Here is a 15,826-nt window from a genome sequence, read left to right as displayed (position 1 = left end):
TAACCTCTCCTCCATGCAATACGGCGCAGAATGAGTCCCGATTTCCGGGCCTTGCGACTGCGCGGATCATGGAAGCCAGGTCATGGACAAGTCAAATCCACCCGGAAAGATCGAACCCTACCACCATCCCGCCGCGGGCTGGGGCGCGCTGAAATATGTGGCGATCAATCTGATCAAGGAACGGGTGTCGGGCGGGAATTACCGCATGCTGTTCAAACAGAATCAGCCGGATGGCTTCGATTGCCCCGGCTGCGCCTGGCCCGACCGCCAGCATGCCTCCACGTTTGAATTCTGCGAGAACGGCGTCAAGGCGGTGGCGGCGGAAGCCACCACCAAGCGCGTGACGCCGGCCTTCTTCGCCGAGAACACCGTCGAGTCTCTGATGCAGCAGACCGACTACGAGCTGGAGCAGCACGGCCGGCTGACCGAGCCGATGAGCTATGACGCCGCCAGCGACACATACGTCCCCATCTCCTGGCCGCAGGCGTTCGAATGCATCGCCGGGCATTTGAAGCGCCTGCCCTCGGCGAACCAGGCGGCGTTCTACACCTCCGGCCGCGCCAGCAATGAGGCCGCCTTCCTCTACCAGCTGTTCGTGCGCATGCTGGGCACCAACAATTTTCCCGACTGTTCCAATATGTGCCACGAGGCCACCAGCCGCGGCCTGCCCGGTACGGTGGGGGTGGGCAAGGGAACGGTGACGCTGGACGATTTCGAGAAGGCCGACACCATCATCATCTTCGGCCAGAACCCGGCCACCAACCATCCGCGCATGCTGGGCGAATTGCGCGAGGCGGCGCGCCGCGGCGCGGTCATCGTTTCGGTCAATCCGCTGCGCGAGCGCGGCCTGGAGCGCTTCGCCAGCCCGCAGCACCCGATCGAGATGATCACCATGGGCAGCACGCCGATTGCCTCCACCTTCATCCAGCCCAGGCTGGGCGGCGATTTCGCGCTGATCAAGGGCGTGGCCAAATATGTGCTGGCGCGCGACGACGAGGCCCGCGCCAAGGGCGAGCCGGGCATTCTGGATAGGGACTTCATCCAGCGCCACACGCTGGGGTTCGACGCCTTCGCCGACGACCTGCGCCGGGAAGACTGGGCGCTGCTGGAGGCCGAATCCGGCGTCGCGCGCGCCGACATCGAAAACCTGGGCCGCATCTACGCCGCGGGCGAGCGGGTGATCGCCACCTGGGGGATGGGCATCACCCAGCACAAGCATTCGCTGCAAACGGTGCAGCTGTTGTCCAATCTGCTGATGATGCGCGGCCATATCGGCCGCGAAGGCGCCGGCATCTGCCCGGTGCGCGGCCACTCCAATGTGCAGGGCAACCGCACGGTGGGCATCGAGGAAAAGCCGTCGATGGCTTTTCTCGACCGCCTGGGCGAGGTGTTCGGCTTCGAGCCGCCGCGCGAGCACGGCCTGGACGTGGTGGAAACCATCGAACACATGCTGCACGGCAAGGTGAAGGTATTCGTCGGCCTGGGCGGCAACTTCGCGATGGCAACGCCGGACACCCTGCGCACTTTCGAGGGCCTGCGCGCCTGCGATCTCACCGTGCACATCACCACCAAGCTCAACCGCAGCCACCTGGTGCACGGCAAGGCCGCGCTGATCCTGCCGACGCTGGGCCGCACCGAAATCGACGACCGCTCCGGCGTGGCGCAGGGCATCACGGTGGAGGACTCGATGAGCATGGTGCACATCTCCTATGGTATGAACACGCCGGCCTCGCCCGATCTGTTGTCCGAAACCGCCATCATCGCCCATATCGCCGATGCCACGCTGGGCGACGCCAAAGCGCCGTGGCTGGAATACGCGCGCGATTACGGCAAAATCCGCGACGCCATCGAGCGGGTGATACCCGGTTTCGAAGACTACAACGCGCGCATCCAGCAGCCGGGGGGCTTCCATCTGCGCGTGGCCTCGCGCGAGCGGGCGTGGGAAACCGCCAGCGGCAAGGCCAATTTCATCGCCCACCCGGTGCAGCGCGACACGCCGATCAGCCGCGCCCGCAAGCTGCATGGCGAACGGCTGATGACGCTGATGACCACCCGTTCCCACGACCAGTACAACACCACCATCTATGCGTTGGATGACCGCTATCGCGGCGTGTTCGGCCAGCGCCGGGTCATTTTCATCCATCCGGCCGACATCGCCATGCTGGGTTTCCAGGATGGCGACTGGGTGAACATTTCCACGGTGTGGGAGGACGGCATCGACCGCCACGCCAATTATTTCCGCCTGGTCAGCTACGACATTCCGCGCGGCTGCATCGCCGGCTATTACCCGGAAACCAACCCGCTGGTGCCGCTGGACAGCGTGGGCGATGTCTGCAACACGCCGACGTCCAAATCGATACCGGTGCTGTTGCACCTGTCCGCCGCGCCGCCGGTGATGCCGGCGTTTTGACGCGCTTTTCCTGAATTTCGGCAGCCCGGCAGGCAAGGCGGGCTGTGGCTTTCCCTATGGTGATTGATATGTCTGTCGAATCCCTGGATCTTGCGCGCGGCCAGTTCGCGCTGACCGCGATCTTCCACATCTTGTGGCCCATCCTCACCATCAGCCTGTCCGGCTTTCTGGTGATTGTCGAAACTCTGTGGGTGCGCACCAGCAATCTCGTCTGGTACCACCACGCCCGTTTCTGGAGCAAGCTGCTGCTGCTCAACTTCGCCGTCGGCGTCGCCACCGGCATCCCGATGGAGTTTCAGTTCGGCACCAACTGGGGGCCGTTCTCCGAATACACCGGGCAGTTCTTCGGCAACATCCTGGGCTTTGAAGGCGCGATGGCCTTCATGCTGGAGGCCGGCTTCGTCGGCATCATGATGTTCGGCTGGGACAAGGTGTCCCGCCAGATGCACTTGTTCGCCACGGCCATGGTGGCTTTCGGCTCCTCGCTGTCGGCGTTCTGGATCATGGTGGCCAATTCCTGGCTGCAAACCCCGGCCGGCGTCATCGTGGTGGGCGGCAAGCTGGTGGTGACCGACTATTTCGCCGCCATTTTTAACCCGGACATGGTGTGGGGCGTCAGCCATATGTGGTTCGCCGCGATGGAGACCGGGCTGGTGGTGGTGGCGGGCATTTCGGCCTGGTATCTGCTCAAGCGCCGCCATCCGGCGTTCTTCGCCCGGTCTTTCCGCCTGGCCTTGCTGTTGCTGGCGATCGCCCCGCCGCTGCAGATCTGGCTGGGGGATTCCAGCGGAGTGGATGTGTTTGAAACCCAGCCGGCCAAGGGCGCGGCCATCGAAGGCCATTGGGAAACCAACGCGCCGGGCAGCGGCGCCAATTGGTCGCTGATTGCCTGGCCCAATGCCGAACGGCAGGGCAATGACTGGTCGCTGGAGGTGCCCGGCATGCTCAGCCTGCTGGCCACCCATACGCTGCATGGGCAGATCAAGGGCCTGCGCGACATTCCCAAGGCCGATCAGCCGCCGATGCTGCCCTTGCTGTACTACGCCTTCCGCGTGATGGCGGGCATCGGTTTCCTGTTCATGGCGCTGGCGTTCTGGAGCATGTACGCGATCCGCAAGGCGCGCGGCCGCCTGGACAGCCTGCTGGCGCAGCGCAAGCTGCTGTGGGCCTGGGTGCTGGCCATTCCCTTGCCCTACATCGCCGTCGAATGCGGCTGGATCGTGCGCGAAGTCGGGCGCCAGCCGTGGACCGTTTACGGCATGCTGCGCACCGAGCACGCCGCCTCGGCGATTCCGGCGGCCACGCTGAGCGGCAGCACCATGATGTTCGGCGCTTTCTTCATCGTGATGCTGGCGTCCTTCTTCCTGTTTGCCCGACGCTGGCTGCAAAAGGGGCCGGACCTGTCGCTGCGCCCCGCGCCGACGGCGGCGAGCCTGGACCCGGCGCGCGGCTTCGAGCGCTGACGCGCCGGGCCGGCCCTACCGATTGTTGTTAAGGAAACACTGCAATGACACCTACTTCCACGCAGGACCTGCTGAGCCATGCCTGGTTCGGCATCATCGGCCTGATGCTTTTGCTCTACGTCGTGACCGATGGTTTCGATCTGGGCGTCGGCATCCTGTCGCTGTTCCAGCGCAAGCAGACGGAGCGGGACCTGATGATCCAGTCCATCGGCCACGTCTGGGACGCCAACGAAACCTGGCTGGTGGCGCTGGGCGGCGCGCTGTTCGGGGCCTTCCCCGCGGCTTACGCGATGCTGATGACCCAGCTGTATGTGCCGGTGATGGCGCTGATCGCCAGCTTCATGATGCGCGGCGCATCCATTGAGTTCCGCCATCTCGCCCGCGGCAGCAAGGCGTTCTGGGATCGGGTGTTCGGCCTTGGCAGCCTGCTGGCGGCGCTGGCGCAAGGCCTGATCCTGGGCCGAGTGATCAGCGGCCTGGCGCCCGGCATCCAGGCGGACGCGCTCGTGGCGGTGACGGCCATAGGCGTGGCGTCCGGCTACAGCTTGCTGGGCGCGACCTGGTTGGTGAAGAAAACCACGGGGCAACTGCAAAACCGCGCCCGCCGCGGCGCGGTGGCGTCGGTGTGCGCCACGGTGCTGGCCGCCATCGTGGTGTCGCTGGGCACGCTGTATTTCAGCCCGGTCGGCCTGGGGCGGTGGCAGGATGGCGGCACCCTGCATGTGCTGATGGGGCTGGGCCTGCTGGCTGCGCTCGCCTTTGTCCATGTGCTGTACGCCGTCTACACCGGCGGCGAGCACAGCCCGTTTGTCGGCGCCTGCCTGCTGTTCACCGCGTCGTTTGCCGGGCTCGCCATCAGCCTGTTCCCGTGGCTGGTGCCGGGCAAGTTGACGATTGCGGCGGCGGCCTCCAACAGCGCCTCGCTGGCCTTCATGCTGCTGGGCATAGGCACGGTGCTGCCGATCATGATCGGCTACAACCTGTACCAATACCATTTGTTCCGCGGCAAGGTGGCGTTGGCGCCGCATTGACGCGTTTCGCCGGCGGCTGGATGCGGGAGCCGGCGCAATGATAAGGAAAACGTGATGGACGAACCGAACGATCAGGTCTTGCTGGCGGTGCTGGCCCAGCTGTGGCAGGCCGCGCTGAAGGACCGCGAGCGGCCTTGGTCGCTGACCCGGCTGTCCAAGCAGTCGGGCGTGCCGATGAGCTCGCTGCGGCGCTGGCTGAGCTATCTGCGCGCCAGCGCGCTGGTGGAGGTGGCGATGCGCGAAGACGGCTGCGTCGGCACCGCCTGGCTGACAGAGGAGGGGCTTTGTGCCTGCGGGGAACTGTTTGCGGCATGAGCCGGCGCTTTGGCCGCGCAACTGTATCTGTCAGTACGGCTGGCAACTGTACCGTTCGCGGCGGCGCTCAGCCGCTATAGTGGCGCACATGAAGCCGACTGGGCCGCATTTGCCGTCCATGGGGCAGGTCTGAGGCATGGCGGGGAGAGCGGACGTGATGAGCGAACAGTCAGCGCAAGACAAGAGCGGAATGGCGGTGTTGGACGCGCTGCGGCGCCCGTTGCTGGATCTGCGCCTGTCGGTAATCGACAAGTGCAATTTCCGCTGTCCGTACTGCATGCCGAAAGACGTGTTCGGCAAGGACTATGCGTTCCTGAAACATGCCCAGCTGCTGTCGTTCGACGAAATGCGCAAGATGGCGGTCGCCTTCGTCGCGCTGGGGGTGGAGAAAATACGCATCACCGGCGGCGAGCCCTTGCTGCGCAAGGACATCGAGCGCTTGATCGAATCGCTGGCGCGGCTGAGCACCCCGGCGGGAAAAAGCGTTTCCGTGTCGATGACCACCAATGGCGTGTTGTTGGGCGCCAAGGCGCAAAGCCTGAAAGACGCGGGGCTGGAACGGGTCACGGTAAGCCTGGACAGCCTGGACGACGGCATTTTCCGGCAGATGAACGATGTCGGCATCGGCGTCGGGCGGGTGTTGGACGGCATAGCGGCCGCCTGCCGGGTTGGGCTGGCGCCGGTCAAGATCAACACCGTGGTGCAGAACGGCTTGAATGACGGCCAGATCCTGCCCATCGCCGACTATTTCCGCCATAGCGGCGTCACCGTGCGCTTCATCGAATTCATGGACGTAGGCGGCGCAGCCAACTGGAGCGGCGCCAGCGTTTTGCGTTCGGAGCAGGTGCGGGAGCGGATCGAGCGGCGGCATGCGTTGATCGCGGCGCCGGTCGAGCGGGCCAGCGATACCGCCCGCTATTTCCAGTACGCCGATGGCGGCGGCGAGGTCGGCTTCATCTCCAGCGTGTCCGCGCCGTTTTGCGGAGACTGCAGCCGCGCCCGGGTCTCCGCCGACGGCCAGCTGTTTACCTGCCTGTTCGCCAATCGCTCGCTCGATCTGCGCCCCTATCTTGGCGAGCAGGTTTCTCCCGCCGCCTTGCAGACCGTCATCGCGTCGGCCTGGCGCGCGCGGGACGACCGCTATTCCGAATGGCGCGGCGAGCAATATCGCGAGCACGGCCGGAAAAAATACCCGACGGTGCGGATGTCCTTGGTCGGGGGCTGAGCGGCGTTTTTCCCCGCCATGCTTCGTTGGATGCGAGAGGCGGCATTGCCCTGCGGGCAGTGCCGTTTTTTATTGCAGCTAGTTTGTTTCAATCGAAACTGTATTGCATTGGATGGGGGGAACTGTGCTCTTTCTTTGCCGGACGGCTGATTAAGATGGCGCTGTGGCCTGTGATGGGCGGCGGGCTGGCTTATTCGGCTGCCGCGGCTGTTTGACACTCGCTGCAAGATTTCAACGGGGAGAGGTTTTTGGGTTCAGGCCTTTCTGCCCGCATGGATTGGCGCGGCAGGCATGGCGGACGCCGTTTCGCGTCTTACGGGCGCTTGCCGGGCAAGGTTTGATTAATGGATTCAGGAATGCAAGATGATTGTGCGCTCTGAAAGCAGCTGGCTGAAGCTGCTGTTCGTTTGGGAGGGGTCGGTTATTCGGCGGATCATCCCCCAGCTTTTGTTCATGGCCGGGATCAGCGGGGTGGCGCTGTTGACCGATGGGCATGTGTTCGGCGATAAAATCCCTCTGAATACCGTGCCGTTCACGCTGGTGGGCGTGGCGCTGACGATATTTCTGGCATTCCGCAACAATGCCAGTTACGACCGCTATTGGGAGGCGCGCAAGCTGTGGGGGCACTTTCTGATCGCCATCCGCAGCCTGGCGTCGATGGTGATTTCCATTCGGAGCGCCCAGCCGGCTATGGCGGCGGAGGGCGAGGCCATCATCCGCAAGCTGTTGCTGCTGCCTAGCCTGCTGAAAAGCCAGTTGCGCGGCGATGCGCTTGAAAATGCCAGCTGCGCGGGAAAAGCGTACAAACCGACCGTGCTGTGCCATGAAATACGCCGCGCCTTGTACGCGTTGAATCGGCAAGGCCTGGTGACGGACATGCAGTTATTGGCCTGCGATGGGCAGATGGGCGAGATCTTCAATGTGATAGGCGGCTGCGAGCGCATCAAATCGACGCCGATTCCGTTCGTGTATTCGGTATTGCTGCACCGGACCGTATATATCTACTGCCTGTTCTTGCCGTTCGGCCTGGTGGACATCATCAGTTACGCCACGCCTTTCATCACGGTGTTCCTGTCTTATACCTTGTTCGCGCTGGAGTCTATCGCCAGCGAGCTGGCCGAGCCGTTTTCCTGTTCGCCCAACGGCCTGCCGCTGGATGCGATGACGCGCACCATAGAACGCACCGTGCTGGAGTTGAATGATGAAGCCCTGCCGTCGGATTGGCGGGTGGGCAGCCATTACATCCTGACCTGAGCCGGCTGGGCGGCGCCGCTTTTGCGGGTTGGCGATGCGGCAAATATCAGCTGGGGAATCATGGACTGCGGCGCGGAGCCGTTCCACACGAACAGCATGCGGAACCAATTGGGCATCGGCCGGATGATCATCACGCGCGCCGGGCGGATTCCGCGGCGCCGTTCAATGATAACCGGCGTCGCCTTCGCGGACCTTTCCCCGGAATACGTGGTATTGCATGATGTTGTAGACAAAAATGATGGGCAGGATGATCACCGTGCCGACCAGCGCGAATAACTGGCTGGAGTGGCTGGACGATGCCTGCCATATGGTCAGCGATGGCGGAATGATGTTGGGCCAGATGCTGATGACCAGGCCGCTGTAGCCCAGAAAGCACAGCGCCAGCGTCAGGAGAAAAGGCAGGGAATCATTTTGCCGGCGGATCGCGCGGTAGACTCCCCAAACCGACGCCAGCACCAGGATGGGCACGGGCAGAAACCAGCCGAGATGGCCGCTGCCAAACCAGCGGTAGGCGACGGCGGGCAAGCCCAGCACCGTCCACAGGCTGATGATGGCGATGACGCCAAGCAAGGTGCCGGCCATTGGCCGCATCAAGGAAAACATCTTTCTCTGCAGTTCGCCGTCGGTTTTCAGGATCAACCAGGCGCAGCCCAGCGTCGCGTAGGTGATCAGCACGCCTATCCCGCAAAAGATGCTGAACGGCGAGAGCCAGTCGAACGGCCCGCCGACGAATTGCCCGTCGGCGATTTTGATCCCTTGCAGCAGCGAGCCCAGCACGATGCCCTGGCAGAACGCCGCCAGCGCCGAGCCGCAGATGAAGGCCAGGTCCCACAAGTGCTGGGTGCGCTTGGCCTTGGCGCGCAATTCGAAGGCGGCGCCGCGGAAGATCAGCCCGATCACCATCATGATCAGGGGCAGGTAGTTGGCCGGCAGCAGGGTGGAGTAAACCACCGGGAACGCGCCGTACAGGCCGGCGCCGCCCAGCACGAGAAAGGTCTCGTTGCCATCCCAGAATGGCGCGATGGTGTTCAGCATCACTTGCCGCTCGTTTTTCAGCTCGAAAAACGGAAACAGCAAGCCGATGCCGAGGTCGAACCCGTCCAGCACCACGTAGATGAAGACGCCCAGCCCGATGATCGCGGCCCACACGACGGGAAGATCGATCTGCATGGCATTACTCCTCTTCTTCCAGCATGTCCAGCGCGCGATTGTGCAAACCCGGGTGCGCCATCGGCTCGCCATGCGCGGCATGCGCGGCGGGGCCGTGCTTCATCAGTTTCAGCATGTAGTAGACTCCCACGCCGAAAACCAGGAAATACACGATCACGAAAATCAGCAGCGACACGCCGGCCTGCTGGGCGGTGATGGGAGATACCGAGTCTTCGGTTCTCAGCACGCCGTACACGGTCCAGGGCTGCCGGCCGACTTCGGTGGTGATCCATCCGGCCAGCAAGGCCACCAGGCCGGATGGCCCCATGCACAGCACCAGGCGTTGAAACCAGCGGGCATGGTAGAGGCGGCCGCCGCGGCGCAGCAGCAGGCCGAGCAGCGCCGTCAGCAGCATCAGCATGCCCAGGCCGGCCATGATGCGGAAAGTCCAGAACAGGATGGGCGAATAGGGGCGGTCCCGCGGCGGAAATTCCTTCAGGCCGCGGATCTCCCCGGTCCAGCTATGGGTGAGGATCAGGCTGCCAAGATGCGGCGCCTGGATCTCATAGCGCGTCGTTTCCGCCTGCATGTCCGGCAGCCCGATCAGGTTCAGCGCGGTGCCGCCTTTCTCGGTTTCCCACAACCCCTCGATGGCGGCGATCTTCGCGGGCTGGTATTGGCGCGTGTTGAGGCCATGGGCGTCGCCGACCAGAATCTGTATCGGCGTCAGCAGCAGCAAGATCCACAGCCCCATCGAGAAGCTGCGCTTGATCGGCGCGTCGTCGCGGCCGCGCAGCAGGTGCCAGGCGCCGCAGGCGGCGACGATGAAGCCCGCCACGATGAAGGCGGCGATGGTCATGTGGGCGAGCCGGTACGGGAACGAGGGATTGAAAATCACCTTCAGCCAGTCCACCGGGACGATGCGGCCGTTTTCGATGGCAAAGCCTTGCGGCGTCTGCATGAAGCTGTTGGAGGCGAGAATCCAGAACGTGGAAATCAGCGTGCCGATCGCGACCATCAGCGTGGCGAAGAAGTGCGCGCGTGGGCCGACCCGCTCCCAGCCGAACAGCATGATGCCGAGAAAGCCGGCTTCGAGAAAAAACGCGGTCAGCACCTCGTAGGTCAGCAGCGGGCCGGTGATATTCCCCGCCACGCGGGAGAAGCCGCTCCAGTTGGTGCCGAACTCATAAGCCATCACCACGCCGGAAACCACCCCCATCCCGAAGCCGATGGCGAAGATTTTCGACCAGAACAGGTACATGTCCTTGTAGGCGCGGTCGCCTGTCGCGATCCAGCGCCATTCCAGCACCGCCAGGAAGCTGGCCATCCCGATGCTGATCGCCGGAAAGATGATGTGCACGGAAACCGTGAAGGCGAACTGCAATCTGGCGAGGTGAATTGCGTCGAATAGATCCATGGCCATTTGCTCTTGTTTGGGAAACCATCTGCCGACCCGGGCCCGCGCCGGCCGCCCGGCCTTCGCGCGCGTCACGCGCAGGGGGGGCGGATTTGAAGACGGGCGGCATCAGCACATTCGCTTTCGGGGTGTCGGCGCCTCCCAGCCGCCGGCGGGCGCGTCATAGGCGTGGATGCCGGGGACGTCGCATCGTTTGGCCATGCGGATTGCCTCCTGCCGTGCCTGCCTGGATGCGGAGGCTGGCGGGCGAGGCCCGCGCAGGCTTATTCGTAACTCTAGTCCAAATGATTTTGATGGAAACTGTTCCAGAAAGTATCAAGGCGGCGGGCCTGGCCTAGCCGTCCCGGTAGATGACCGAGCGGTTGCGGTCGTATGCCTTGGCCTGGTACAGCGCCTGATCGGCAGCCTGAATCCAGTGGCGGCGGTCGAATCCGGGCGGAATGGACAACTCCGCCACGCCGGCGGAGAAAGTGTAGGAAAAGCCGGGCGCGACGAATTCCAGGCTGGCGTTCGCCAGCTCGGTCCGCACGCGCTCCAGCAGGCTCATCGCGCCGGCGGCGCTGGTTTCCGGCAGCAACAGGGCGAATTCTTCGCCGCCCAGCCGCCCCAGCGCATCCTGGTCGCGGGCATGGGCGGCCAGGGAGTCGGCGAAGTGTTTCAACACCAGGTCGCCGGCTGGGTGGCCGTAGCTGTCGTTGACGCGCTTGAAGTGGTCCAGGTCGAACATCACCAGGCTGGCGGGGTGCTGGTAGCGTTTGGCGCGTTCGTATTCCCGCTCCATCTGCGCGAGGAAGTGGCGGCGGTTCGAGATGCCGGTCAGTTCGTCTGTCATGGCCAGCCGCTCCAGCTCGGCATGGGCGGCGCGCAGCGCCAATTCGGTCTGCTTGTGCCGGGTGATGTCGGCGCAGACCATCACCATCATGCCCTGCTGGTATACCTGCTTGGTCAGCAGCAGCCAGCGCTTGTCCGTCCACTCCACCTCGTAGTTCCACACCTCCTGGGTGCGGTGGCGGGCGTGAACCACCTCCAGCCAGGCCTCCAGCGTGGTTTTGCCGCATTCCGCGATCAGCCGCAGATTGAAGGCGCGGGCCATCAAGTCGTCATAAGGCTTGCCGATCATGGAAATGCCTTCAAAGGCGAACATGGTGATGAAGGACTGGTTGTAGAAAAGAAAGCGATCCTCGGCGTCCAGCACGGCAATGCCGTTGGCGCTGCCGTTCAGATGCTGGACAAAGAGATCTTGTACTTGTTTTGAATGGTCTAAAGTCATGCCGGGCCTCCCCAATTAGTATGATTTTAGACTTTATCGATTGAATATTAACCGGGAGCCGGGCAAGGGATTGCGCGTCACGCGCTTGGCGTGGCAGGGAGGATCGGGCACAGGGGGCGAAAATGGGCCCCCTCTGCGGGCCGGACTGCGCGGCGGGCAGAAAGGACTGGCGATGCCGGCCGCTCAAGGCGGCCGGCGGCGGGGTCAGGCTTGCAGCCAGCGGGGCAGCAGGCGCCGCGCCGGCAGCGTGCCCAGCGCGGCGCCGCCGACGATCATGGCGATGGCCAGCGCGGCGGAGCCGTTGAGCGCGGCCTGGCCGGAGGCGACCAGCATCAGCGTGGACAGCAGCGGGGTGGCGTTGCCCAGCGCGCCTATCTGGCGCGGATCGCCCAGCTGCATCGCGCGGTTCCAGCACAGGAAGGCCGCGCCCATCGGCAGCAGGCCCAGCACGGCGATCATCAGCCACTGGATGGCCGACGGGTGGGCGGCGGGCTCAGTGGCGAAGTGCAGCGCCAGCGCCAGCAGGCCGGAGGCGAGGCAGTAGCCGCCTACGGCGTTGTCGGAGGTGGCGGGCAGGCGGCGGGTGAACAGGCTGTAGGTGGCCCACACCACGGCGGCGCCCAGCGCCATCAGGTAGCCGGGCAGCGCGGACAGCGATAGCGACAGCTTGCCGCCGGTGACGATCAGCGCCGCGCCGGCGAAGCCGATCAGGCTGCCCAGGATGTGGTTGGCGCCCAGCCGGGTGCCCGGCAGCAGCAGCGGCGACAGCAGCACCATCAGCAGCGGCCAGATGTAGCTGAGCACGGTGGCATCCATCACCGGCGCCAGCCGGTAGGCGTTGAACAGGAAAAAGTAGAAGCCGAAGATGCCGTAAACCCCATTGGCGAAGCTTTTCAGCGGCACTTTCCATTCCGCGGCGCGGCGCGCGGTCAACAGGCTGCCCAAGATCAAGCCGACGCCGGCGACGAAGAAGGGCGGCAGGGCATGGGTGAGCGAACTGAGGGTGGCGACTGAGGCCCACATGGCGATGGCGGCGAGCGCGTAGCGCATCGGCTTGTTCATGAGTATTTTCCGTCTGCATTATTTTATCTGGAGATATTTTACGCGGAACGGCCAGTTGTAAACCAGCTGTTACATCAAGCTGGCAGCATGCTGCGCGACGGGTGTTATTCATGTTCATGCCATTGCGCTGCAGGGGCGGCCCTTAAACGGATCCAAAGACGAGGCGCGGCGCGAACTTTCATGGATTGGCGCAGGTAGCGGCGGCGCCACGGCCGGTTTGACTTGGGTCAGCCATAGGCCATTCGGTCGGGTGGCCGGCTTGCGTGCGGGGAATGGGTCTACTGTATTGAAGCATGGGCCGGGGCGCCATTTCGCGCCTCGGCCGCCATCGATGCGGGAGGCAGCCATGAACAGCATGAAAGCGACGGTCTTCGTCGCGCCGGGCCGGATAGAACTGCGCGAGAAGCCGATTCCGGCGGTGGGGCCGGGCGATGCGTTGGTGCGGGTCACCACCACCACCATTTGCGGCACCGACGTGCATATTCTGAAGGGCGAGTATCCGGTGGCGTCGGGTCTGACCATCGGCCACGAACCGGTGGGGGTGATCGAGAAGCTGGGCGCGGACGTCAAGGGCTATCGCGAAGGGCAGCGGGTGATCGCCGGCGCGATCTGTCCCAGCTTCACCTCCTACGGCTGTCAGGATGGCCATCCGGCGCAGGATGGCGGCTGCGAATGCCACGGCTACAAACCGATGGGCGGCTGGCGTTTCGGCAACACCATAGACGGCACCCAGGCCGAGTACGTGCTGGTGCCGGACGCCCAGGCCAATCTGGCGCCGATTCCGGACGGGCTCAGCGACGAGCAGGTGCTGATGTGTCCGGACATCATGTCCACCGGCTTCGCCGGCGCTGAGGCGGCCAATATCAAGATCGGCGACGTGGTGGCGGTGTTCGCCCAGGGGCCGATAGGTTTGTGCGCGGTGGCGGGCGCGCGCTTGCGCGGCGCGTCGTGCATCATCGCGGTGGACGGGATAGACGACAGGCTGGCGATTTCGCGGCGGCTGGGCGCCGACATCACGCTGAATTTCCGCCAGGTGGATGTGATCTCGGAAATTCTGAAGCTGACCGGCGGCCGCGGCGTCGATTCGGCCATTGAGGCGCTGGGCACCCAGGGCACGTTCGAGTCGGCGCTGCGGATATTGAAGCCGGGCGGCACCTTGTCCAGCCTGGGCGTGTACTCCACCGATCTGAGAATCCCGCTGGACGCGTTCCATGCCGGCCTGGGCGACAAGAGGATCGTGTCTTCGCTGTGCCCGGGCGGCAAGGAGCGGATGCGGCGGCTGATGAATGTGCTGGAGAGCGACCGGCTGGACTTGTCGCCATTGGTCACCCATCGCTACAAGCTGGACCAGATCGTCGAAGCTTACGACCTATTCTCGCACCAGCGCGACGGCGTGCTGAAGGTAGCGATCAAGCCGTTCTAGCCGGCTAGCCAGGCCGCCGGCTCAGCCAGCCTGGTCCGGCGGCAGCAATTCCACGCCGTCGTTTTCCGATACGGTGAGATAGACGGCGGATTGCAGCGCCTCTACCGAATGCGGGACATGGGCGTCGATGAACAGATGGTCGCCCTTGCCCAGCACGTGCGCGCCTATTTTCAGCCGGCCGGCGGTGACGAACACCTGCTCGGCGCCGGGATGGCGGTGCAGCGGCAGCTTCGCGCCCTTGGCCAGCTTGAGCAAGGCCGAGCCGCCGCCGTCCGGATTGCGGCGCAGCCAGGTGAAGTCCACGCCGGGATAGGGCGTGGGGCTCCAGTGCCAGTCGGTGGAGGCGGTCAGGATGGGGGCGGGGGTGCTCATGGCGGCGGGTTCCGGTTGAGATTCAGTCGGGCCGGCGCGGATGGCTATGCAGATGGAATTCATGTCTTTGTCGCGCCGGCTGGCCGTCATTATCTCACGAAATCTAGCAAGAAACTGCCGGCAATGGCGCTGTCGGAATGGAAAAACGGGGAGGCTTCGCAGCATCCCCGCTATTTTTGGGCGAATCCTGCCGGCTGCCTCAGAAGGCGTCGCCCGGCACTCGCACCCAGCCTTCCATCAGCACGCGGGCGCTGCGGCTCATGATCGCCTTGGTGACCACCCATTCGCCGCGTTCCTCGCGGGCCTGCGCGCCCACCCGCAGCGTGCCGGACGGATGGCCGAAACGCACCGCCTGGCGCTTGCCGCCGCCGGCGGCCAGGTTGACCAGCGTGCCGGGAATGGCCGCGGCGGTGCCGATGGCCACCGCCGCGGTGCCCATCATCGCGTGGTGCAGCTTGCCCATTGACATCGCCCGCGCCAGTACGTCGATATCGGAGGTTTTGACTGGCTTGCCGCTGGACGCGGTGTAGTCGGCCGGCGGCGCGACGAAGGCGATCTTGGGCGTGTGCTGGCGGCTGGCGATCTCGTCCAGGCTCTTGATCAGCCCCATTCTCAGCGCGCCGTGGGCGCGGATGGTTTCGAAACGCGCCAGCGCCGCCGGATCGGAATTGATCGCGTCCTGCAATTCCGTGCCGGTGTAGCCGATGTCGGCGGCGTTGACGAAGATGGTGGGGATGCCGGCATTGATCAGCGTGGCCGGGAAGGCGCCGACGCCCGGCACTTCCAGCGTGTCCACCAGCTTGCCGGTGGGAAACATCGCGCCGCCGTCGCCGTCTCCCTCATCTGCCGGGTCGAGGAATTCCAGCTGCACCTCGGCGGCGGGGAAGGTGACGCCGTCCAGCTCGAAATCGCCGGTTTCCTGCACTTGGCCGCCGCTGACGGGCACGTGGGCGATGATGGTCTTGCCGATATTGGCCTGCCAGATGCGCACGGTGCAGATGCCATGCTCCGGCACGCGCGCCGGGTCGATCAGGCGATTGGCGATGGCGAAAGGGCCGACGGCGGCTGACAGGTTGCCGCAGTTGCCGGTCCAGTCGACGAAGGCCTTGTCGATGGCGACCTGGCCGAACAGGTAGTCGACATCGTGATTCGGCCGGGTGGATTGGGACACGATGACGGTTTTACTGGTGCTGGACGTTGCGCCTCCCATGCCGTCTATCTGCTTGCCGTACGGGTCCGGGCTGCCGATGACGCGCAGCAGCAGTTTGTCCCGTGCCGCGCCGGGCTGGCGGGCGGCTTCCGGCAGGTCCTGCAGCCGGAAAAATACTCCCTTGCTGGTGCCGCCGCGCATATAGGTGGCGGGAATGCGAATCTGAGCCGGGTGAGTCATGTTTGCCGTCCTGTTTTTGTGTGGCGCGGCCGACATGAATCGGCC

At 64.5% G+C, this 15,826-nt stretch carries 13 protein-coding genes; 7 read left to right on the top strand and 6 right to left on the bottom strand.

Going from position 1 to position 15,826, the window contains the following annotated elements; translation table 11 throughout:
• Nucleotides 1-82: 82 nt before the first annotated feature.
• From U6115_RS14670 to U6115_RS14645, 6 genes are all read left to right on the top strand, one after another.
• Nucleotides 83-2,410 (top strand): FdhF/YdeP family oxidoreductase, encoded by a 2,328-nt coding sequence (locus U6115_RS14670; RefSeq protein ID WP_043580025.1) that lies wholly within the window; start codon nucleotides 83-85, stop codon nucleotides 2,408-2,410.
• A gap of 68 nt (nucleotides 2,411-2,478) precedes the next feature.
• Nucleotides 2,479-3,873, top strand: coding sequence for a cytochrome ubiquinol oxidase subunit I (locus tag U6115_RS14665; protein WP_043580205.1), 1,395 nt, complete (start codon nucleotides 2,479-2,481; stop codon nucleotides 3,871-3,873).
• Between the two features lie 44 nt (nucleotides 3,874-3,917).
• Nucleotides 3,918-4,904, top strand: a complete 987-nt coding sequence (cydB, locus tag U6115_RS14660) for a cytochrome d ubiquinol oxidase subunit II (RefSeq protein WP_043580026.1) — start codon at nucleotides 3,918-3,920, stop codon at nucleotides 4,902-4,904.
• Nucleotides 4,905-4,958: 54 nt separating this feature from the next.
• Complete coding sequence (locus tag U6115_RS14655) at nucleotides 4,959-5,219, top strand: hypothetical protein (RefSeq protein ID WP_059184252.1); 261 nt, start codon at nucleotides 4,959-4,961, stop codon at nucleotides 5,217-5,219.
• 157 nt (nucleotides 5,220-5,376) lie between these two features.
• Complete coding sequence (gene moaA / locus U6115_RS14650; RefSeq protein WP_043580028.1) at nucleotides 5,377-6,444, top strand: GTP 3',8-cyclase MoaA; 1,068 nt, start codon at nucleotides 5,377-5,379, stop codon at nucleotides 6,442-6,444.
• A 363-nt stretch (nucleotides 6,445-6,807) separates the two neighbouring features.
• Entirely contained in the window at nucleotides 6,808-7,698 is an 891-nt protein-coding gene (locus U6115_RS14645; protein ID WP_043580029.1) for a bestrophin family protein, read from the top strand.
• 162 nt (nucleotides 7,699-7,860) lie between these two features.
• On the opposite strand, the gene cydB (U6115_RS14640) is transcribed toward U6115_RS14645, so the two are convergent.
• The 4 genes from cydB (U6115_RS14640) to U6115_RS14625 all read right to left on the bottom strand — a co-directional run bounded on the left by cydB (U6115_RS14640) (nucleotide 7,861) and on the right by U6115_RS14625 (nucleotide 12,596).
• Nucleotides 7,861-8,868, bottom strand: coding sequence for a cytochrome d ubiquinol oxidase subunit II (gene cydB, locus U6115_RS14640; protein WP_043580030.1), 1,008 nt, complete (start codon nucleotides 8,866-8,868; stop codon nucleotides 7,861-7,863).
• Between the two features lie 4 nt (nucleotides 8,869-8,872).
• A complete protein-coding gene (locus U6115_RS14635; protein WP_043580031.1) occupies nucleotides 8,873-10,264 on the bottom strand; it encodes a cytochrome ubiquinol oxidase subunit I in 1,392 nt (463 codons plus the stop codon).
• 334 nt (nucleotides 10,265-10,598) lie between these two features.
• On the bottom strand, nucleotides 10,599-11,534 hold the full coding sequence (locus U6115_RS14630) for a GGDEF domain-containing protein (RefSeq protein WP_052258361.1): 936 nt from the start codon (nucleotides 11,532-11,534) through the stop codon (nucleotides 10,599-10,601).
• Between the two features lie 204 nt (nucleotides 11,535-11,738).
• Nucleotides 11,739-12,596 (bottom strand): DMT family transporter, encoded by an 858-nt coding sequence (locus tag U6115_RS14625; protein ID WP_043580032.1) that lies wholly within the window; start codon nucleotides 12,594-12,596, stop codon nucleotides 11,739-11,741.
• A 346-nt stretch (nucleotides 12,597-12,942) separates the two neighbouring features.
• Between U6115_RS14625 and U6115_RS14620 the strand changes: the two genes are divergently transcribed.
• Nucleotides 12,943-14,019: an NAD(P)-dependent alcohol dehydrogenase gene (locus U6115_RS14620; protein ID WP_043580033.1), complete on the top strand. Its 1,077-nt coding sequence runs from the start codon at nucleotides 12,943-12,945 to the stop codon at nucleotides 14,017-14,019.
• A gap of 21 nt (nucleotides 14,020-14,040) precedes the next feature.
• Here the strand turns inward: U6115_RS14620 and U6115_RS14615 are convergent, their stop codons facing one another.
• Both U6115_RS14615 and prpF read right to left on the bottom strand, forming a co-directional pair.
• Entirely contained in the window at nucleotides 14,041-14,391 is a 351-nt protein-coding gene (locus U6115_RS14615) for a cupin domain-containing protein (RefSeq protein WP_047237036.1), read from the bottom strand.
• Between the two features lie 199 nt (nucleotides 14,392-14,590).
• The gene (prpF, locus tag U6115_RS14610; protein WP_043580034.1) at nucleotides 14,591-15,781 is read right to left on the bottom strand and encodes a 2-methylaconitate cis-trans isomerase PrpF; all 1,191 of its coding nucleotides are present in this window, start codon (nucleotides 15,779-15,781) and stop codon (nucleotides 14,591-14,593) included.
• Nucleotides 15,782-15,826: the final 45 nt, after the last annotated feature.

This window comes from Chromobacterium subtsugae (assembly GCF_035919665.1).
Taxonomy (GTDB): domain Bacteria; phylum Pseudomonadota; class Gammaproteobacteria; order Burkholderiales; family Chromobacteriaceae; genus Chromobacterium; species Chromobacterium subtsugae.
The sequence above is the reverse complement of the archived record's forward strand: the minus strand, read 5'-3'. Positions and strand labels throughout refer to the sequence as shown.